General features: G+C 29.9%; 16 protein-coding genes. 3 read left to right on the top strand and 13 right to left on the bottom strand.

Going from position 1 to position 20,428, the window contains the following annotated elements:
- Positions 1 to 18: 18 nt before the first annotated feature.
- Positions 19 to 930 (bottom strand): UTP--glucose-1-phosphate uridylyltransferase GalU, encoded by a 912-nt coding sequence (galU, locus tag M2651_RS09555; RefSeq protein WP_252132131.1) that lies wholly within the window; start codon positions 928 to 930, stop codon positions 19 to 21.
- A gap of 241 nt (positions 931 to 1,171) precedes the next feature.
- Here galU and M2651_RS09550 point away from each other — a divergent pair, with 241 nt between their 5' ends.
- Complete coding sequence (locus tag M2651_RS09550) at positions 1,172 to 2,200, top strand: LCP family protein (RefSeq protein ID WP_252132130.1); 1,029 nt, start codon at positions 1,172 to 1,174, stop codon at positions 2,198 to 2,200.
- A 64-nt stretch (positions 2,201 to 2,264) separates the two neighbouring features.
- Here the strand turns inward: M2651_RS09550 and M2651_RS09545 are convergent, their stop codons facing one another.
- From M2651_RS09545 to M2651_RS09535, 3 genes are all read right to left on the bottom strand, one after another.
- Positions 2,265 to 3,341, bottom strand: coding sequence for a tetratricopeptide repeat protein (locus tag M2651_RS09545; RefSeq protein ID WP_252132129.1), 1,077 nt, complete (start codon positions 3,339 to 3,341; stop codon positions 2,265 to 2,267).
- 59 nt (positions 3,342 to 3,400) lie between these two features.
- On the bottom strand, positions 3,401 to 5,134 hold the full coding sequence (locus M2651_RS09540) for a phospho-sugar mutase (RefSeq protein ID WP_252132128.1): 1,734 nt from the start codon (positions 5,132 to 5,134) through the stop codon (positions 3,401 to 3,403).
- 169 nt (positions 5,135 to 5,303) lie between these two features.
- The gene (locus M2651_RS09535; protein WP_252132127.1) at positions 5,304 to 5,891 is read right to left on the bottom strand and encodes a 50S ribosomal protein L25; all 588 of its coding nucleotides are present in this window, start codon (positions 5,889 to 5,891) and stop codon (positions 5,304 to 5,306) included.
- Between the two features lie 206 nt (positions 5,892 to 6,097).
- Here M2651_RS09535 and M2651_RS09530 point away from each other — a divergent pair, with 206 nt between their 5' ends.
- Positions 6,098 to 7,588 carry an aminotransferase class I/II-fold pyridoxal phosphate-dependent enzyme gene (locus M2651_RS09530; protein ID WP_252132126.1) on the top strand — a complete coding sequence of 497 codons (1,491 nt, stop codon included), beginning with the start codon at positions 6,098 to 6,100 and terminating at the stop codon, positions 7,586 to 7,588.
- Positions 7,589 to 7,627: 39 nt separating this feature from the next.
- Here the strand turns inward: M2651_RS09530 and M2651_RS09525 are convergent, their stop codons facing one another.
- From M2651_RS09525 to M2651_RS09485, 9 genes are all read right to left on the bottom strand, one after another.
- A complete protein-coding gene (locus M2651_RS09525; protein ID WP_252132125.1) occupies positions 7,628 to 9,988 on the bottom strand; it encodes an endonuclease MutS2 in 2,361 nt (786 codons plus the stop codon).
- A 1-nt stretch (position 9,989) separates the two neighbouring features.
- The gene (locus M2651_RS09520) at positions 9,990 to 12,341 is read right to left on the bottom strand and encodes a U32 family peptidase (protein ID WP_252132124.1); all 2,352 of its coding nucleotides are present in this window, start codon (positions 12,339 to 12,341) and stop codon (positions 9,990 to 9,992) included.
- Positions 12,342 to 12,487: 146 nt separating this feature from the next.
- Positions 12,488 to 13,480 carry a glycosyltransferase family 4 protein gene (locus M2651_RS09515; RefSeq protein ID WP_252132123.1) on the bottom strand — a complete coding sequence of 331 codons (993 nt, stop codon included), beginning with the start codon at positions 13,478 to 13,480 and terminating at the stop codon, positions 12,488 to 12,490.
- A 142-nt stretch (positions 13,481 to 13,622) separates the two neighbouring features.
- A complete protein-coding gene (locus M2651_RS09510; protein WP_252132122.1) occupies positions 13,623 to 13,946 on the bottom strand; it encodes a hypothetical protein in 324 nt (107 codons plus the stop codon).
- A gap of 152 nt (positions 13,947 to 14,098) precedes the next feature.
- The gene (locus tag M2651_RS09505; protein WP_252132121.1) at positions 14,099 to 14,374 is read right to left on the bottom strand and encodes a putative Se/S carrier protein; all 276 of its coding nucleotides are present in this window, start codon (positions 14,372 to 14,374) and stop codon (positions 14,099 to 14,101) included.
- Between the two features lie 176 nt (positions 14,375 to 14,550).
- Positions 14,551 to 15,240, bottom strand: a complete 690-nt coding sequence (locus M2651_RS09500; protein ID WP_252132120.1) for a hypothetical protein — start codon at positions 15,238 to 15,240, stop codon at positions 14,551 to 14,553.
- A gap of 150 nt (positions 15,241 to 15,390) precedes the next feature.
- Complete coding sequence (locus tag M2651_RS09495) at positions 15,391 to 16,851, bottom strand: hypothetical protein (RefSeq protein ID WP_252132119.1); 1,461 nt, start codon at positions 16,849 to 16,851, stop codon at positions 15,391 to 15,393.
- 130 nt (positions 16,852 to 16,981) lie between these two features.
- Positions 16,982 to 17,908: a glycosyltransferase gene (locus tag M2651_RS09490; RefSeq protein ID WP_252132118.1), complete on the bottom strand. Its 927-nt coding sequence runs from the start codon at positions 17,906 to 17,908 to the stop codon at positions 16,982 to 16,984.
- Between the two features lie 27 nt (positions 17,909 to 17,935).
- A complete protein-coding gene (locus M2651_RS09485) occupies positions 17,936 to 18,871 on the bottom strand; it encodes a glycosyltransferase family 2 protein (protein WP_252132117.1) in 936 nt (311 codons plus the stop codon).
- A 281-nt stretch (positions 18,872 to 19,152) separates the two neighbouring features.
- Between M2651_RS09485 and M2651_RS09480 the strand changes: the two genes are divergently transcribed.
- Positions 19,153 to 20,313 (top strand): glycosyltransferase family 2 protein, encoded by a 1,161-nt coding sequence (locus tag M2651_RS09480; protein WP_252132116.1) that lies wholly within the window; start codon positions 19,153 to 19,155, stop codon positions 20,311 to 20,313.
- The last annotated feature ends 115 nt before the right edge of the window (positions 20,314 to 20,428 follow it).

The raw sequence follows: 20,428 nt of genomic DNA, 5'->3' as shown, positions 1-20,428 counted from the left end.
GACTTAATAAACATATACTTAATTTTCACTTGCATTTATCTGCTTATACAATTCAACAAATCTCGGATTATTTTTTATAGTCAGCAAATACTCCATAAACGGTCTTTGCAAATCCTCTCTTTTAAGTGCAAACTCAACAGTAGCTTCTAAAAACCCTAGCTTATCTCCTACATCATATCGTCTTCCTTCAAAATTGTAGGCATACATAGCTTCATTTTGTATTAAAGTTCGTAGTGCATCTGTAAGCTGGATTTCTCCGCCCTTCCCTGGAGCCGTATTTTCTAAAATATCAAATATTTGCGGTGTAATTATATATCTTCCTAAGATAGCTATGTTTGAAGGTGCTTCTTCTACTTTTGGTTTTTCTACTAAGTCCTTAACTTTAAACACCCTGTCCTCTATATGCATTCCTTTAACTATACCATACTTTGAAACATCTTCTAAAGGAACCTCTTGAACACCTAAAATAGTAGTTTTATATTCTGTATAACAATCGATTAACTGCTTTAAACAAGGTACTTTGCTGTCTACCACGTCATCTCCAAGCATTACGGCAAAAGGTTCATTGCCAACAAAAGTTTTCGCACAGCTTATAGCATGGCCTAAACCCTTTGGCTCCTTTTGTCTAATGTAATGAATATTTACCATATTCGATATTTCTCTGACTAAACTGAGCAGTTCTTGTTTATTGTGAGCTTCAAGCTCCTGTTCCAGTTCTACTGACTTATCAAAGTGATCTTCTATAGCTCTTTTGTTTCTTCCTGTAATTATAAGTATTTCTTCAATACCTGATGCTACTGCTTCTTCAATTATATATTGTATTGTTGGCTTATCCACAATAGGAAGCATTTCTTTTGGCTGAGCTTTTGTAGCAGGTAAAAATCTTGTACCTAACCCTGCAGCAGGTATTATAGCTTTTTTTACTTTCATTTGTAATTCTCCCTTCCAAACTTATAAAATTAATTATAAAATAATTTAACATAAATTTCAATTATCATATATATGTTACCTAAAATGTAAATATTTAATACAATCTTATCATTTTCTAATTAATAGCATAAATGGATTTTTTATATTTTAAGTTATAAGATACTTCCTTCCATAAAAAAACTATAGTATAATATTGTAGTTGTAAGTTCAATCCATTATAGTAATGAAAGAAGGTATTAAAGTGGAAAATAAAAATAAAAGAAATAATAGCTCTAATAAAAAAAAGCATAAAAAAGTGCTCATTATATCCTCCATATTTGTTTTGCTTGCATTGGTTTCTGCTGCAGTTGGTGGATATTTATTTCTTCAGCTAGATAAAATGAAAACCGCTGAGTTATCTAAAAGCAATGATGACCTGGGTATAAACAATGAAGCACTTGAAAAAATTCAACAAGAAGATCCAAATAAAGACGTTATTAATATAGCTCTATTTGGAGTAGACAGACGATCCTCAACTGGAGCTGGCCGCTCTGATTCCATAATGATAGCCAGCATTGACAAAAAGCATAAAAAAATAAAACTATCCTCTGTTATGAGAGACACCTACGTAGCGATTCCTGGGCGTAACAACGAAAAAATAACCCATGCTTACGCTTATGGTGGTGCTCAGTTAGCCATCAAGACTCTAAATGAAAATTTTCAATTAAATATTAAAGATTATGTTACAGTAGACTTTTTTAGCTTGGAAAAAATAATCGATGCTTTAGGCGGAGTTACTATTAATGTACAAAAAAATGAAATAAACTTAATTAACAGCTATATGACTGAAGTTGCCGCTATTGAAAATAAAACTCCTCGCAATGTAACACAAGCTGGAACACAAACTCTGAATGGAATGCAGGCTGTAGCATACTCCAGAATTAGATATGTGGGAAACGGAGACTATGAAAGAACTGAGAGACAAAGAACGGTACTTACTGCCCTATTTAACAAAATACAATCAGCAGGTATTACAAAGTATCCTTCAATAGTAGCTACTCTGCTACCATATACTGAAACTAGTATTTCTAAAGCTGACATACTTGCTATGGGAACTGAAGTTTTAACCTCTGGAATAAAAACACTTGATCAAGAAAGATTTCCTGTAGACGGATACGCTAAAGGCCAGACTATAAATGGTGCCTCAGTAATAGTTACAGATTTAAAAGTTACAACTGATCAAATGCATAAATATATTTATGAAGATATAAAACCTACACCAAAAAAATAATACTTAACTAAAAATATGGCTATCTAAATAATTTTTAAACTTTTTTAGATAGCCATATTTTTTATTATGCTTTATTATTTAAAATTTTATCAAGCTCTATTACTACTTCATCCTTATCATCCAGCTTTTTCGCTATTTCCAGGTGATTTTTAGCCTGCTGTATATCACCTGAGTTAAGATAGCACATTATCAAATTTGTACATATTTCCACTGACTTAGTTGCCTCAAAGGCCTTTCTTAAATATTTTATTGCTGTAGCATAATCTTCAAGGGAGGCATAATTTATACCAAGCTCGTTTACTACTTCAACTAACGCATCATCAATAGCTAATGCTTCATTCAAATAGTAAATTGCCTTTTCAAAATTATTTAATATTCTGTAGCCTACTGCAATATAATAATATAAAGCAGCATCATCTCCATATTCCTCTAAAAGAGGTATGAGAAGTTTTAAAGCTCCATCTGCATCTTCATATAAAAGCTCTTTCCCTCTTTCGTAACTTATTATGTTATTTAAAGAATGTATAAATTCAGATACTTCTAAAGTTTTTTCTCCGCCTTTTGCCAGATAAGTATTAATAGAAAACATAGCTCCATCATAATCTCCATCTTCTCTTTTAATTACAGCCTCATAAAGATAGGGAGATGAGATATTGTCAAATAGCTTTGCTTTTTCAATTACATAAAGCTCTTCATTTTTAAAGCTTTTATCCTTATATCTTATAGTATCTGCTAAAGATAACAGTTTATCATAATTCTCTACATTTTCTTCTACCTGAACTAATCCCTTTAAAAATATGAAAGCATCTGCATAATTTTCTTTTTTTACTTCATTGAAAACAATGCTTTTAATAAAATTGATACTACTAGGCATGTTTAAAAGCATTCTCCTATAAATATCAGCATATTTAAAATTTTCGTCAATCCCTAAAACATAATACATGCCTTCTAAGAAAAGAAAAACAGGAATCTCTTCTAATGAATCCCCTTTTTTAACATTTTCAATAATCTTTACAGATTTTATTGGCATATATACATTCTCATTCAAATACACATTAAATAGTTTCATAAGTTTTTCTTTTTTTATATCAAGAAACAATAGGTTTGATAATTTTTCTGTAAAATAAGTTTTTCCATGCACAGTATCACCTCTTCATTAGAACATAATTATAAGAGTGAGTACTACCTCACTCTCATCTTTTAGCAATTGCAAGCTTCTTCAACTATATTCATTATACTATTTTTGAATATTCCCATTTTTTCTTCAGCATTATCTAAGCTGTTTCCAACACAAGATAGATATATTTTCATTTTTGGCTCTGTTCCAGATGGTCTAACTACAAACCAAGAGCCATCTTCAAGGATAAACTTAAGAACATTTGACTTTGGAAGGTTAATAATGCTTTCCTCAATATTTAACAAGTCCTTTTCTATACTTAATTTATAATCCATCTTTCTCACTATTTTAACTCCATCCACAGCTGGCTTCATGGAATGTCTTAAATATTCTAAAGCTTTAGATATCTTCTCTTGGCCTTCTTTACCCTGAAGTTCAATAGAAATTAAACTTTCTTTGTAGAAACCATATTTATTATATAAATTTATAAGCGCATCATAAAGACTCATACCCTTTATCTTATAATAAAGAGCCATCTCATTTATAAGTGCAGCTGCAATAACTGCATCCTTATCTCTTACAAAATCCCCAGCTAAATATCCATAGCTTTCTTCAAAACCAAACAAATAAGTATTTTCTCCAGTTTCCTCAAATTCCTTAATCTTTTCACCTATATATTTAAAACCAGTTAAAACATCTATAAGCTCTACATTAAAGTCTTCTGCAATTTTTCTAGCCATTTCTGTAGTAACTATTGTTTTTATTACTACTCCATTTTTAGGAAGCTTATTTGTTTCCTTTAAAGAGGAAACGATGTAATGAGTTAACAACACCCCTGTTTGATTACCCGTCAGCACTTTATATTCACCGCTGTTGTCTTTAACTACAACACCAATTCTATCGCAATCAGGGTCTGTTCCAAATATTATATCCGGCTGCACTTCCTTTGCCATATCAAGTGCCAAACTAAATACCTTTGGCTCCTCTGGATTTGGATATGCTGCAGTTGGAAAGGTTCCATCAGGAAGCTCCTGCTCTTTAACAACAAACACATTTGCATAACCAAGTTCCTTCAGCACTCTTCTTACAGGAATGTTTCCTGTACCATGGATAGGAGTATATATTATTTTTAAATCTTTTGCATATTTATTTACAAGCTCTTCTCTGATAGTTAATGACTTTACTTTTTCTATATAAGTTTTATCTACATCTTCACCTATAATAATTAAGAGACCTTTTGATTTTGCTTCTTCTAAATCCATAGTTTTAATTTTGGAAAAATCATCAACCGCAGTTATTTTATCAAGTATTTCTCCTGCTGCCTTATCAGTAACCTGTCCTCCATCTTCACCATAAACCTTATATCCATTATACTGTTTTGGATTATGTGAAGCTGTAATAACTATTCCTGCTTTAGAATTTAAGTGTCTTACTGTATAAGAAAGCATAGGTGTAGGTCTTAGTGATTCAAATAAGTACACTTTAATATTATTAGCACATAAAACTGCAGCAGCTGTTTCTGCAAACTCTTTTGACATTATTCTAGAATCATAGGCAATACTGACAGATGAATCATCTTTATATGTATTTAAAAGATACTCAGCCAATCCTTGAGTAGCTTTGCCAACAGTATATACATTCATTCTGTTGCTTCCAGCCCCTATTATTCCTCTAAGTCCTCCAGTACCAAATTCTAATTCTCTATAAAACCTGTCTTCTAATTCTTTTTCATCTTGTATGCCTCTAAGTTCTTCTTTTGTTTTATCATCCACCATATTAGAGTTAATCCACAATTCATATTTTTCTCTGTAATTCATAGTTAACCTCCCATATTCCTTTAGTCTTATAAAAAGTAAATACATAAATTTATATTCTAAACATAATTATTATACTATAAAATTATGGAAATAAAATACTTTTTCCACATATTATTATTTTTTTTTATAAAAAAATAGTGGAATTTATCCACTATTTTCCTGATTATTTTTAGATGCTACTTACCTCTGGAGTATCTTTTATTATTACATCTGTATTTCCATCAGTAACGGTTGCTATTACTGTGTTTCTATCTTCAACAAATGTTATTTCATTAGAGAATTCCACATCACATAATCTATACGTATCACCAAAGCTTAAATTAGATACATCTATATTTATTGATTTTGGAATGTTTCCTCCTTTACACTGTACTTTAACTTTATTTTTTTCCTTTTGAAGTATGCCTCCATTTTTAGCTACTTTATCTTCTCCAATAAACACTAAAGGAACATCTGTAACAACTACAGAATTATCAGATAACTTTTCTAAATCAATATGTACAACCTTTCTGTTTACTGGGTCTTTTTGTAGTTCTTTAATAAGTGCTTTATGCTCTTCACCATCTATATTGATATTAACTATACCATGCTCTCCATTTTTAGATATTTCTTTTGCAAGCTCTAACTCACTAATTTCAAATAACAAATTTGTAATATTTTTCCCATAAAGTACGCCTGGTATTTTACCGCTTCTTCTCTCTTTTCTGGCTTCATGGGATGTTTTCTTTTCTCTTTTAACAGCATTTAAATTTTCCATTATTATCCCTCCTACTTTTTCTATTCTTGCCATAATTTTAGGTTTATATACATTCATATAGGAGAGAATACTAAATATTATAATATTACATATTGCATTTAAAAACTATATAACATATAATATTATTGTTTTGTACAACTCATAGAAACCCCTTGATTTTTCAAGGTTTTATGGACGTAATTTATGAAAGAAGGTGCTGATTTACAGTGTATAAATTAGATCAAAATCAGACTCCACTTTTTGATGCTCTTATGGAGTATGTAAATAGGGAAACCATTCCTTTTCATGTACCTGGTCATAAGAAAGGATACGGAATAGACGAGGAATATAGAAACTTTATAGGCGAAAATCCTTTTAAAATCGATGTTACAGTATTTAAGCTAGTAGATAGCCTTCATCATCCTACTGGCCCAATAAAAAAAGCTCAAGAATTAGCTGCAGATGCATATGGCTGTGATGCTTCCTTTTTTTCCATACATGGAACTTCAGGAGCTATACAGGCTATGATAATGTCTGTTGTCAGCGATGGAGATAAAATAATTATTCCAAGAAATGTTCATAAATCAGTTACTGCAGGAATAATACTTAGCGGTGCAGTACCAGTTTATATGCAGCCTGAACTAGATAAAACTGTAGGAATAGCACATGGAGTTTCTCCAAAAACTGTAGAAGAAACCTTAAAAAATAATCCAGATGCAAAAGCAGTTTTAATAATTAATCCTACTTATTACGGGGTTTCAACAGATATAAAGAAAATATCTGAAATTGTACACAGTTATGATATTCCATTAATAGTAGACGAAGCCCATGGTCCTCATCTTGGATTTAACGAAAAGCTTCCTATGTCAGCTATAGAAGCCGGAGCAGATATTTGTGCTCAAAGTACTCACAAAATAATCGGGGCACTTACACAATGTTCACTGCTCCAAGTAAATTCAAAAAGAGTAGATAAGCAGCGAGTACAACAGATGTTAAACTTAATGCAGACAACTTCACCTTCTTACATATTGATGGCGTCTTTAGATTGTGCAAGAAGGCAGATTGCACTTCATGGAAAAGAACTTTTAGATAAAACAATAGACCTATGCAATTACGCAAGAAGAGAAATAAACAAAATTCCTGGATTTTACTGCTTTGGAGAAGAGATTTTAGGAGGAGCTGGTGCTTATGCTTTTGATCCCACAAAGATAACTATAACCTGCAGAGATTTAGGTATTACAGGTTATGATTTAGATATGATTCTTTCTAACAAATATCATATTCAAATGGAACTTTCCGATCTTTATAATGTTTTGGCAGTCGGTTCCTTTGGAGATACTGAGGAAAATATTGAAAAAATGCTGGAAGCCTTAAGAGAAATCAGCTTGGAATACTATGGCAAAGGTAATAGAAAGTCAGACTTTATAGATATTCCAGCTATTCCAGAACAGATACAAAAGCCTAGAGAAGCCTTTAATAGCGTGAAAACTTCCATAGCACTTGTAGACAGCATCGGCATGATTAGCGGGGAGTTTTTACTTGCTTATCCTCCTGGAATCCCAGTACTTTGTCCTGGTGAAAAAATTACTAAAGAAATAGTTGACTATATAGAACGTTTAAAAAGTGCAGGTCTATATGTTCAAGGTACAGAAGATCCAAAGGTTGAATATATAAAAATTGTAAAACCAGAAGATGCTGTATATATAAGTGTAGAATAGTTAATAAAAAATGCTGGATAAGTTTATATCCAGCACTTTTTATTTCAGCTCAACTACAGTAACTCCTGTCCCACCTTCGCCGTAGCTTCCAAGCCTGTAGCTTTTTACATGAGGATGCTTTCTAAGCATTTCGTTTATAGTCTGGCGCAAAATCCCTGTACCTTTTCCATGAACTATTGTAACTTCTCCAAGCCCTGCTCTATAGGCATCATCTAAATACTTATCAGTATTATATACCGCCTCTTCTGAATCCATCCCTCTTAAATCAACAGAAGAAGATACTGCTTTTAAATTTAGACTTACTTCCCTTTTCTTTATTTCCTTTTTTTCTTCTTTTGATATTTTAGAAGCTCTTAAATCCTTGAGTTTAACACTAATTTTCATAATACCAGCTTGAACTTGCACTTCTCCCTTACTGTCTGGCTTTGATAGTACAATAACCTTTTGATTTAAAGAAGGCAAAAATACTTCCTGTCCTTCCTTTACCTCTTTAAGCCCCTCTCCCTCGTCATATCCAGTATTATTCATGGAATCTTCTACATTTTCCAATCTAGCCTTAAGTCTCTTTCTTTCCTCTTCTAATTTTTGTCTTGCTTCAGAAGAATAACCAAGCCTTTCAAGCTCTCTCATATTCTTTAAAATAACATCAGCTTCTTCTTTAGCTTCTTTAATAAGCCTCTTTGCTTCTCTTTGAGCATTTATTATAGCATTTTCTCTAGTCTTTTGGAAATTAAACAGCTTTTCCTCATATTTCTCTTTTATTTTAGCTGCTTCGAACTTTAAACTTTCGGCTATCCTTGCATCATTTTCAGCTTTAATGCTCTTTTCCTGAAGACTTTGTATAAGTTCTTCAAACTTAAGAGTATCACTGGATATCTTTTCCCTAGCATCCTTTATAATATACTCTGGAAGTCCTAGTCTTTTAGATATTTCAAAAGCATTGGACTTCCCAGGAACACCAATAAGCAGTCTATAAGTAGGTCTTAGTGTCTCCACATCAAATTCTACTGAAGCATTTTCAACACCCGTAGTTTTTAAAGCATAACCCTTAAGTTCACTATAGTGAGTGGTAGCTACTATTCTAGTTCCTCTATTTCTTAAGTTTTCAAGTATAGACATAGCAAGTGCTGCTCCTTCTGTAGGGTCAGTACCTGCTCCAAGTTCGTCAAAAAGAACAAGAGATTTTTCATCTGCTTCATTAATTATATTAACTATATTCGTCATATGAGAGGAGAAAGTAGAAAGACTCTGCTCAATACTTTGCTCATCTCCAATATCTGCAAAAACTTCACGAAAAAAGCTTACAGTAGAATTTTCTCGAGCTGGAATCATAATTCCGCTTAAAGCCATAAGATGCAGAAGTCCTACAGTCTTAAGTGTTACTGTTTTACCTCCAGTGTTAGGTCCTGTTATAACAAGAGAAGTAAATTCCCTACCTAAATAAACACTTATAGGCACAACAACCTTTGCATCTATAAGTGGATGTCTTCCCTCTATTATATCAATTATTCCTTTATCATTTATCGCTGGACAGCTGCAGTTATGATGACTTGCAAATTTAGCCTTAGCAAATATAAAATCCAATTCCCATATAATATCAGCATTATTTTTTACAATTGTAATATTGTCATAAACTCTAGAAGAAAGCTCAACCAGTATTCTTTCAATTTCAGCCTTTTCTTTCAGCATAAGTTCTTTAATTTCGTTATTTAAATTTACAAGACTCATAGGTTCAATAAAAAGTGTTGAACCAGAGGAGCTTTGATCATGAACTAAGCCTGGCACAGCCCCTTTATGCTCAGCTTTAACAGGCAGTACATATCTGTCTCCTCTAATAGTATAAAGGTTATCCTGAAGAAACTTTGAATTACTTCTTATAAGTGAGTTTACCTTATCTTTTATTGAAGCATTTTTATCCTTTAAGGTTTTTCTAATATTATATAATAAAGTACTTGCCTTATCAGATATTTCATCCTCTCCTGCTATAGCAAAAAATATTTCTTCTTCAAGCTTTTTTATAGGAACAATTCCTTCACATATATCTTCAATAACTTTGAAAGATTCTTCTTCCTCCTTATGGTTAATATACTCCTTAAACCTTCTAGCACAACGCAACATATTTGCTATCCTCAAAAGCTGCCCAGGCATAAGTACAGAACCCTTTTCCGCTCTGCTTATTCCTTCTCTTACATCATATAACCCCTCAAAGGGAGGACTCCCTTTTTTAACTAAAAGTTCTAAAGCTTCTCTAGTCTCCTCAAGATGTTCACAAGCCTCATAAATATTATCATAAGGTCTTAAATTATCTATAATATCTTTAGCAGCTCCAGTTTGGGTATAGTTTTTTATCATATCTTTTATCTTAAAATATTCCAGAACTTTTAAAGCCTTCTCGTTCAATCTACTCAACTCCTCTTTTGTAATGACCTCTTGTAAAACCTACATATTCATAAGGCCACTTGTTTTCCTTAAATGCCTTTAAAATTTTTAGCGTTCCATCATAATCTTCATCTATAAAATCAAGCCTGAAGGAACAAATCCCCATATTTCTAATTTCATCTATATGGGAAATTAAATTAGTAGAAACTGAATTATATATAAAGCTTCTGCAGAATTTATCTGTTCTAAGAATAAAGTTTTCTCCTTTTCTATCCTTTAAAACATAATCTCCCTTGCTGCAGTCTTCTTTGCAGGCTGCTTTACTGCTCCTTCCACCAAATACACTTCCAATAGGGCAGTATTCGCTTACCATAAGTTCTTCCTTACCATATATCTTTACTTGAAGAGGCATCTTTGCATTTTTTACAGCCCCTTCAATTTCCTTTTTATTTAGTTCTACGCTTATACAAGCTCCATCTATATAATCATCAAAAAACCAAGTTGAAAAACAATTAAAAACATTTAGCTTATAATCTCCAATTATAGAGGTTTTGCAGCCGAACCTACTTATAATGCCTAAATTTGAAGTAATCAAACCTTTAATATAAGGGATGTATTTTTCAATTATTGTGCATATAAATTCAAATTCCCCTTTTATTATATTCGGCACTTTCAAATATATATTATCACACTCTAAACCTATTATATCCTCTATATTTAATCTGTTCTGCCTTTTAAATATGTCTACTGCTAAAGCTCCTTCTATATTGCTATACTTAAAGGCATCAATCTGCTCTTTACTAGTTACTAAAACCAATGCTTGAGGCAAAACCTTTCTAATACCCTGAAAAGACGGATATTGTAAGAAACCATTAACATCTCTCTTAGAATTTACTAACACATATTTTTCAATCTGTTCTATAATCCTTCTGCGTGAAGCATTTATTCCTGATACAGGAAGGAAGCCTGATTCAAACTTTTCAAATTTTATATCAGTAAATCTAAAAGGAGTATCACCACTCTTTGTAAGATTTTCTATAAGCCTCTCTTTATCTAGTGGCTTTTTAAGAGCAATCTGTACTACATCTCCAATTTCTTTAAATTCCATGTCTTTATAAACAGTTTTGAGTACAAATGGTTCATTTTCCTTAAAAATAACCTTAAGAGACAAATCTATCTTTCTTATAAAATTACTTTTATAAAACCCTTCTAACTCTTTTAAAAGTAAATTATCAGAGGTTTTATATAATATATCCCCTGGCTTATATTTTGAAGGTACAAGCTTTACTACATCTGCGCTGAAAGCTTCAGACACTTCTTTTCCATCTTTTATTATCTTAGATAGAATAAACCCTTCTTCTCCTATTCTTATTCCATCACCTATAGATAAATTCTCCTCAAGCTCTACAAGAGAATTTTTCAACGCCTTTCCAAGCCTTATACCTGTATTTTTAGGAAAAGAATAAGCCATCATATCTCTGCCTTTGTTTCCTAAAAGATAAGCCTTTGAAAAGCCTTCTCTGTTAAAAAGCTTAAGAAGCTTCTTATTTTCCTTTTCAAAATCAAAGTTCTTTCCCTCATATACACTATCAATTGCTCTTTTATAAACATCTACCACACCAGCCACATACTCCGGTCTTTTCATTCTTCCTTCTATTTTTAAAGAAGTAGTGGAACTATTTATTATCTTTTCCACATCAGAAAGTGTACAAATATCCTTCGGGCTTAATATATAGGCAGAGTTTTCCCTGCCGCTTCCTCTTTCTATTAATGTGTAAGGAAGCCTACAGGGCTGTGCACATCTGCCTCTGTTGCCGCTGCGCCCACCTATCATGCTGCTCATAAGACACTGACCAGAGTAGCATATACATAAAGCTCCATGAACAAAAATCTCTGTTTCAACACCTAAATCCTTAGATATATGTTTTATTTCTTCAAGGGATAGTTCTCTTGATAAAACAATTCTTTTAAACCCATGTTTTTTTAAAAACAGGGCTCCTTCACCATTATGGATAGTCATTTGAGTTGAAGCGTGTATCTCAAAATCCGGAAAATTTTCACGTAATAAATAAGCAAATCCTGTATCCTGTATTATTAAGGCATCTGCTCCAATTCTATATAAAAATGCTGCGTATTCTAAAGCTTCTTTAATTTCACTTTCCTTCAAAAGAGTATTTATAGTTATATAAACCTTAACATTATATAAATGACAGTAATCTACTGCATGTATCATATTCTCTTCATCAAAATTAGAAGCATAAGCTCTTGCAGAAAATTTACTTCCTCCAAGATATACCGCATCTGCTCCAGCCTGCACCGCAGCATAAAGGCTTTCCATACTTCCTGCAGGCGCTAATAGTTCAATTTTTTTCATTCTCATCTCTCCTAAATTATCCTAACCCTTATTATACAATAGTTTATAAAATTTTAAAGCTTTATTTTAACATCTTTATTATTCCTATATAGCAAAAAACTAACACCTATTAGCTATAGATGTTAGTTTTCCATATAAATTACTATCTACAAATTCAATACTTTTTTATAGCTGTTATAAAGCTCCTGAATGCATTTATCCCAACTATAGTTTTCTAATACATATTTCTTTAATTTGCTGCTCTTATTCTGCTTAAGTCCATTTTCTATTACAAATTCTATGTTTCCTTCATCATAAGGGTCAGCATATTGTGCCATATTATTAAAATATTCTTTAGCACTCCCTTCTGAAGTAGAAACTATATTGCAGCCGCTTGCTGCAGCTTCAAGGGAAGATAACCCTGGTATCTCCATAAAGCTAATAAGCACATGAAGCTTAGAAAATCTATATGCATTATATATATGATAACTGTCCATAAAACCTAAATAAACTACATTTTTATACTTCATACACTGCTCGAAATATGCTTTATCATTTATGTTTCCAATAAGTACAAGACTAACTCCTAATTTACTGCAGGCTTTAGCTAAAGCAAGCTGATTTTTTTGTGGAGTTATTCTAGCTACGCAAAGCACATAATTGTTTAAACTATATCTGCCCTTTAAATCATAAAGTGGAGTTTCATCATGTTCTACCTCAACACCATGATGCACTACTTTGCATAGAATATTTTTGTTAAATTCTTTATATATCATTTCTCTTTCAATTTCACTATTAGGATATACAATTTTGCAGCCCTTAAGTATTTCTTCTCTATACAGCCTGCACTTTTCCCAAAGTTTTATATTTTCAAGTTCATTTCTATACTCATAATATTTTTTTAAATTCCAATAGATAGGAGTTATAACTATATTTTTATTTTGTTTATGGGCTTGTTTATAATATTTATAAGTTTCTCCCATCCTAGTTAAGTTAAAAAGATGTACAATATCATATTTAGAATAATCTACAATATCTCCATTGTTTATATCTACTTCTGCACCTAGCTTTCTTAAATACTTTGCAGTCATTAATACAATTTTAGAATCTCCTGCAAAGCTTTTCAAATAATCTCCTCTTACGCAGAGTAAAATCCTCATACTCAAATCCCCCTAAACCCTTCTGTCGTTAATTCTCTTTTTAAAATATTACTATGCGGTAAATAAAAATATTATCACGATTTTCTTTTAAATAAAATTTATTCTTAAAGAGACAGCCTCATTTTGAGACTGTCTTACTTTATTAATTGCTATTATTTATTTCTCCATCATCTAGATAATCCTTTGCCTTATGGTAAAGAAAAAATACAACTTTTCTCATAAGTTCCTCCGAAATGAGTATTGTCCATCTTTTTGGTAAAATCTGATATGACTTCTTAATTACCCATTCTACTTGCTCATCTCCGGATTTTAATACTGCATCCTTAGCTAATGATTTTGCCTGTAGCATAAGAGCATAGGATTTTGCTTTAAACCCATTCCATTCTGCAAAAGCATATGACCCTAAAGCTGCAGCAATTACTAATACAAATCTATACTCCCAAATAAAACTTTTGATAGTTTCCACTTTACGCACCTCCCTTTACTACACAATATGTCATACAAATTAATTCTGTGAATTATTATTAAACTATATTGATAAGAAATGATATGTTCTAATAATGCAGAGATATGTATCTATAGAAAAACACATTATTGTAATAAAAAAGAGCCTAAATTTTAAGCTCTTTGAATTGGTATATAGTTAACATAATTATTATTTTTTATTATTTTATAGATTCCTGCAACTTTCATATTATTATTTTCTAATGCATCTATTATTTTTCTTATATCTATTGTACTAAAAGTTATTGACTGACTGCAGCCTTTCGTAAGATTACAGGGAGTAGAAACCATCTGTACCTTACACCCCATTTTAATAAGCTCACTATATAAAAGCATTGCCTGATTGTATGACTGAAATACTATTATAAACTCATTTTCATAGGTTTCCACAATTTCATCCCCTTTTCAAATTTCTCTTAGTAAAAAACTGTCTATTAAAAATATTTTTCGTAAGTCTCATGATTTTGAAAAATCTGCAGTTAAGTAAATATACTTAACTGCAGATTTTTAATACTTTATTCATACTTTTAAGTAAAATCTACTAATCATTCCAGCATATATTTATCTTATGGATTACAATTTGGAAGTGTAAAGAAACCAGAAACTTTCAAACCTTTAAAAGCACCACCACATATTATCTCATCAACAGGATTAAAAGTTACTGTAGTGTTAACACAACTACTAAGTTTATTACGAATATTATTGCAAGCATTATTTGCTTCAGCCTCAGTACATTTAGTACAGATAACATGATTTACACATACACAATCATGACAGCATAAATCAAATGTAGATGCAGCAGAACTTGGGCTAACACATGAAGTCGTAGTAATTGGATGATTTATAAAAAATGGAATACAACCTACAATTTTTACATTATAAACAGTAAGAGTTACAGGACAACCGCAAACTGTTGCAGAAGCAGTGCATGGTTCCACAATACATCGTAAGCAACCAGTATTAAAAATTATTTTGGGAGCACCAGTCTTTCTAATACCTAGATTGCTAGGAACATTTAAAACACAGCAAAATTCTACTGTATGATCTGGTGTAGGCGGACAGCTAGGTGAACATGGTGATATAACTTTTCCATGAGTTAGTGTGTTAAAATTTTCATCTAATGCTGAAGTTTCATCTAATAATCTTGCCAGTTCTTTTATTTCGTTTTCTACTTCTGATTCATCCTCATTCAATGTAGCAGCAATCTGTTTGCTCAAATTTTCCATTTGCAGCATTATTTCTTGTATATCTTTCATATAAACTCTCCTTATAAACATATTTGAAAGATAATCTTTCTATTAACATAATATGAAGTACTGAAAAATTGGTTACAGTTTTTAAATGTTTTTTTAAAAAAATAAGACGATAACCAATTAAATTTATATTGATATCGTCTTCTCAATTCATTAAAAATTTAGTTTATTTTTAATAATTAAAATAATCTTATTTAACATTTTCTTTAAACTAAATCTGTTAGTTTTTATTGTTTTCATATTATATACTTCTTGTCTTAACGATTCTAATTCTTTTTCTTTTTCAGCATAGGCAGCTTCAAGTTCATTTAATTTTTTCCCCTTATCTATAAGAGCATTTTGCAGTAAATTTATAGCATCAATTAACTGTTCTTTTTTTTCATTAAAGCTTAATATGCTATTATTTATAAATTTAAATTTATTTTCATAATATAATAATCTATTTTTCTGCTCTTCTATTTTGTTTCTAAGCTTCGCAATTAAAATGTCTTTTTCTTCCATTTCCTTCATGTAGTCCTTATCTCCTTTAAAAGCGCAATCTGTAAAATATATTATTTTTTCCTGTAAAGAAGCTGATTTTATATTATCCTCGTCTAAATTATCTATACTTAAACTTTCGTAACTGCAGTTTAGTTTTGGATTTATTATTTGATAAGTAGCATCTAGATACGAAAAATACATGAAGTTGATTTTTAAATCCTTATCTTCTGAAAAATTGCTTAAATAAGTAAGTTTCCTCATATTCTTTTTTTTACTATCTAATCCAAATTCTTCGCTCCAATTTATTAAATTACTAGATTTTTTATACACTATGCTTGTACCTGTATTCCACATATAGTAAAAAATATTGTTTTTACAAAATATTACAGGCTTTAAGGTATTAGAATTATCTCTTGAAATATTATTATAATTCCATAAAGAATCTAAGTTGTTTAAATTTTTAAATAAAATATGAGTTCTCACATTATTATTTATAATTTTATTAAAGTATATTAAACATATTCCTTTTAAAGTAATAAAAAAATTTAAATTAGTAAAATTCTTAAGTGTAATACTGTTCTTGAAGCAATCCCATACTATTTTATCTGTATTATACTTTCTTATAACATATTCTCCAGAAATACTATTTATACAGTAAAATAAATATATATCTTTTTTATAAAAATCCAAAAAATATGGACATGTATATCTTAAATACTCTATACCATCTATTCTTTCACTAATCCATTCATTTAGATGGAAATAAAAATGATATAAATAATTATTTTCTTCTGCTAAATTTTTAATAACAATAAAAATATGTACATTTGAATTGATCGCTATTATATTAACTGAATGAATATATGTATTGCAGCTTGAGTGAAAAATCTCTATACTGCTCAAATTATTGTCAAAAATAGTTAACATAAGTTGTTGTTGATTTGTAATATAAGAAATATATATTTTATCATTTTCATCTATGTACAAAGAATATTCTAAAATATCCTTTATTAAAACATACTCATTAGTTTGCTTTAAGCCTTCAAACTTTTCTACAATTAAATTGCCGCTCTCAAGCTTAAATTTGTATAAATCATCTTTTGAAGTTCTTACTATATAACTATTATTACTCATTGAACTTCCTATTTCCCCCAATATCTGCTATTCATTATACTATTAAATTATGAATATACAATGAATATTATGAAATATATAATTTATTTTCACATTAAAAATCCTCAACTTAATAGTGAGGATTTTTATATTAAAACTCTATATTAAATTTATTAAAGAAAAAATCATCATCATATTTTCGTTCTATAAAATATTTTTTTCTCTGACTTAAAATCAATTCTTCATTAAGCTTTATCTGTAAAGCAGCATCTTTAAAATAAAAATCATTTTGTGCTAAATTTATAATTTTTATAAATCTTTCTTTTTTAAAGTGTGAGTATGCAAGGCACAACAAATTATAAGTTACATTAAATGAAGTTACTTTATAAGGAAAACTCTTTCTAAAAAGATGCTGCACTTTAACATAAGGATTAACTACAGCTTTATAGCCATATAGCCACAACTTAAGAGATATCTCCTCATCTTCCTTACCCCAAACCTTAAAAAATCTATCAAAGCCATTTATTTTATTAAATACTTCTTTTGTTATACCAAAAGTACATCCACAGGCAATTGGAATTTCGCTTATACCTTTAGGTTCATCCATTAACCATTTTAGCTTAAGTTCACTATCCCAAACTTGACCATAGCCTGCAGAATAAGTATTTGACATGTCAACAATACAAGGAGCAACTAAATGAGCATTCGTAGTTTCTAAAGTATTTACTAAACTATCTAACCATCTATCAGGTACATTAACATGAGCATCACAGAAAAATAGATAATTACCCTTAGCTAAATAAGCTCCAGCATTTTTTGCTCCTGCACAACCTAAATCATTTGTTTTTATTACAGAGACATTCTTATAAATTTCTTTATTTAAATCCTCCTTTAAAAAATCAGTACTTCCATCAATAGAATTATCATCTACTACTATGATTTCATAACTTAGAGAATTTTTAGATTTTATCATAGAATTTATAGTCTTTCGAAGAGTATTCACTTCATTTTTACAAGGTATAATTATAGATACATCTATAGTACTTTTTTTACTTGACGCATATATGTTTTCTATCAAAATACGCACTCCTTGAAATATTGCTTTTTAAAACATAATATTAAACTTTTGAAAAAAATAGTCATCATTATATATACGTTCTTTGAAAAATTTTTTCCTTTGATTAATAATTTCATCTGTATTAGATTTGAATTCTGCTAATACAGATGAAAAAGCATTATTTTCTTTTAACATATTTATTATTTTAATAATACGATCTTTATTAAAATGGCAATATGCAACACATAACATATTATAAAAAATATCAGTTTCTTTTACTTTATAAGGATGCACTTTCCTAAAAAGATGTCTAACCTTTACATCTGGATTTATAACTAATTTATAACCATAAAGCCAAGCTTTAAGACAAAGTTCCTGATCTTCCATACCATAAGATTTTAATAAACTATTAAAACCATTTATTTTATCAAAAACTTCTCTAATTATGCATAAACAGGCTGCACCTGAAAGTGGAATCTCTGTTACACAATTAGGATTATTTAATATCCAAGTAAATTGAAGTCTTTCATTCCAAGTAACACCATAACCTTCTGAGCTTATATTCGACATATCACAAATACAAGGAGTTACTAAATGAGCTTTTTTATACTGCAAAGTATTAACTAAATCATCTAGCCACATTTCAGGAACTTTAATATGTGCATCACAAAAAAATAAATATTTTCCTCTAGCATATCTTGCTCCAGTATTTCTAGCTTCAGCACATCCTATTCCTTCAGTTTTTATTAAAGTAACGTTTTTATAAATATCAGAATTTAAAAATGCTGTACTATCATCTAAAGAACCATCATCAACAACTAAAATTTCGTAACAAGCGTTATTCTTAGCCTTCATTATAGAATCTAATGTTATTTTTAAATTATTACCTTCATTTTTACAAGGTATAATTATAGAAACATCAAATAAATAATATTGCATACTAGTATTCTTACGGTTATTAAAGCTTATTTTTCTATATTCCATATCAGGCTCCCTTTCGTAGTAACTTTTTAAAACAATCTAAAAAAATGGTTTAATATAATAGAATTATTTTCCTTAGGAATAATACATAATAAAATTTCGCTAATATCAGTTTATGATTAAAATAAATATATGTTACCTTATTAATAAAAAAATATTAATACCCCATTTAGAACATAATAACAACATAAACAATACTATATATTATGCAGAATAATTTATCCAATTATTAGTATAAGTTACTTAAAACTATTATCATTAAATAAAATGGTTTGGAGGTTTAAATGACAAAAATAGAAGCAAGTATAATCATTCCTTCCTTCAATAGAAAGGACTTACTTGAGCTAAGCCTTTATTCTTTTAATAAACAAGATTTCATGTTTGATAAATTTGAAGTTATTATTATTGATGATGGTTCAAATGATGGTACAGCCGATATGGTCAAATCGTTAAATATGAATTTTCCTATAAAACTTATAATAAATGAAAAAAATCACGGGGCTGCTTTTTGCCGCAACCAAGGATTAAAAATTGCCAGAGGAAATATTATTATTTTTTCAGATAGCGACTTAATTGTACCTCCTAATTTTGTCAGCGGACATGTAAATTATCATACTCTAGAGTCTAATCTATCCATATGTGCAGTAATAAGATGGAAAAAAATATATTCTTTTTATTACGAAAGCTTCAACTATAATCAAAAAAAAGAATTTGAATCAGTAAGAAGAAGTCTTATTACTTTTAATAACAAACTTAAAGCTACTAATTTTGATTATCAAGATAATCACAGAATTATATGTAAAGATGATTTAACTCGAATAGAAGAATATAGCTTTATACCCTCTTGGAGTGATAGTTTTCTTGGTTCATTAGTAAAAATATTTGGAAATAACCTTGATAATTTTCAATATCCATGGTTATTATTTGGAACAGGTAATGTATCAATCTTAAAAAAACATCTTCTAGATGCTGGTGGATTTGATGAACGCTTTAAAAGACAAGAAGATTGGGATCTTGGATATAGACTATATAAAAATAGCATAAAATTTAAGTGTGCTTTGGAATTAGAAAGTGTTCATCAAGAACATAAAATTGTTGATAATAGAGACGAAATAAACTTCAATGGATATTCATTATTGCTAAAAAAGTATACCGATCCTAATTTACTTATGTTTATTTTATATATTGAAGGATTAGTAAATTTATTTACTTTATCAAATGCAAGTTTGGGATATAGTCAATTAAAAACAATTAAAAAATTCAATCCTGTAATTAAAAAATTCAATGAACTTTTAAACTATAGGATTAATTCCTATTTAAATAAAAAAACAAGAACAGATAACTTTATAGACATAAGTAATGAATTGATTTTACTAAATGAAGTAAGTCACAAATATATTTCTTTTATTAAAATATTTAAAGAATTATCCAGAATATATGTATAGTTGTATTTTAAGGAGAGTAACTTGAAAATGAAAACCATAAATGAAGGCACACAAATAAGACCCATTCCTTTTGTTCGAAAAAAAGAGGATCTCTTATAGGATCTATACAAAATAG

The organism is Clostridium caldaquaticum (assembly GCF_023806125.1).
Classification (GTDB): domain Bacteria; phylum Bacillota; class Clostridia; order Clostridiales; family Clostridiaceae; genus Clostridium_AT; species Clostridium_AT caldaquaticum.
The sequence above is the reverse complement of the archived record's forward strand: the minus strand, read 5'-3'. Positions and strand labels throughout refer to the sequence as shown.

What these genes read in the sequence shown, in the direction of transcription:
- galU (WP_252132131.1), bottom strand. Translation starts at nt 930, where the DNA reads ATGAAAGTAAAAAAAGCTATAATACCTGCTGCAGGGTTAGGTACAAGA.
- M2651_RS09540 (WP_252132128.1), bottom strand. Translation starts at nt 5,134, where the DNA reads ATGAATTACAGAGAAAAATATGAATTGTGGATTAACTCTAATATGGTG.
- M2651_RS09535 (WP_252132127.1), bottom strand. Translation starts at nt 5,891, where the DNA reads ATGGAAAATTTAAATGCTGTTAAAAGAGAAAAGAAAACATCCCATGAA.
- M2651_RS09520 (WP_252132124.1), bottom strand. Translation starts at nt 12,341, where the DNA reads ATGAAAAAAATTGAACTATTAGCGCCTGCAGGAAGTATGGAAAGCCTT.
- M2651_RS09515 (WP_252132123.1), bottom strand. Translation starts at nt 13,480, where the DNA reads ATGAGGATTTTACTCTGCGTAAGAGGAGATTATTTGAAAAGCTTTGCA.
- M2651_RS09500 (WP_252132120.1), bottom strand. Translation starts at nt 15,240, where the DNA reads ATGAAAGATATACAAGAAATAATGCTGCAAATGGAAAATTTGAGCAAA.
- M2651_RS09495 (WP_252132119.1), bottom strand. Translation starts at nt 16,851, where the DNA reads ATGAGTAATAATAGTTATATAGTAAGAACTTCAAAAGATGATTTATAC.
- M2651_RS09485 (WP_252132117.1), bottom strand. Translation starts at nt 18,871, where the DNA reads ATGGAATATAGAAAAATAAGCTTTAATAACCGTAAGAATACTAGTATG.
- M2651_RS09480 (WP_252132116.1), top strand. Translation starts at nt 19,153, where the DNA reads ATGACAAAAATAGAAGCAAGTATAATCATTCCTTCCTTCAATAGAAAG.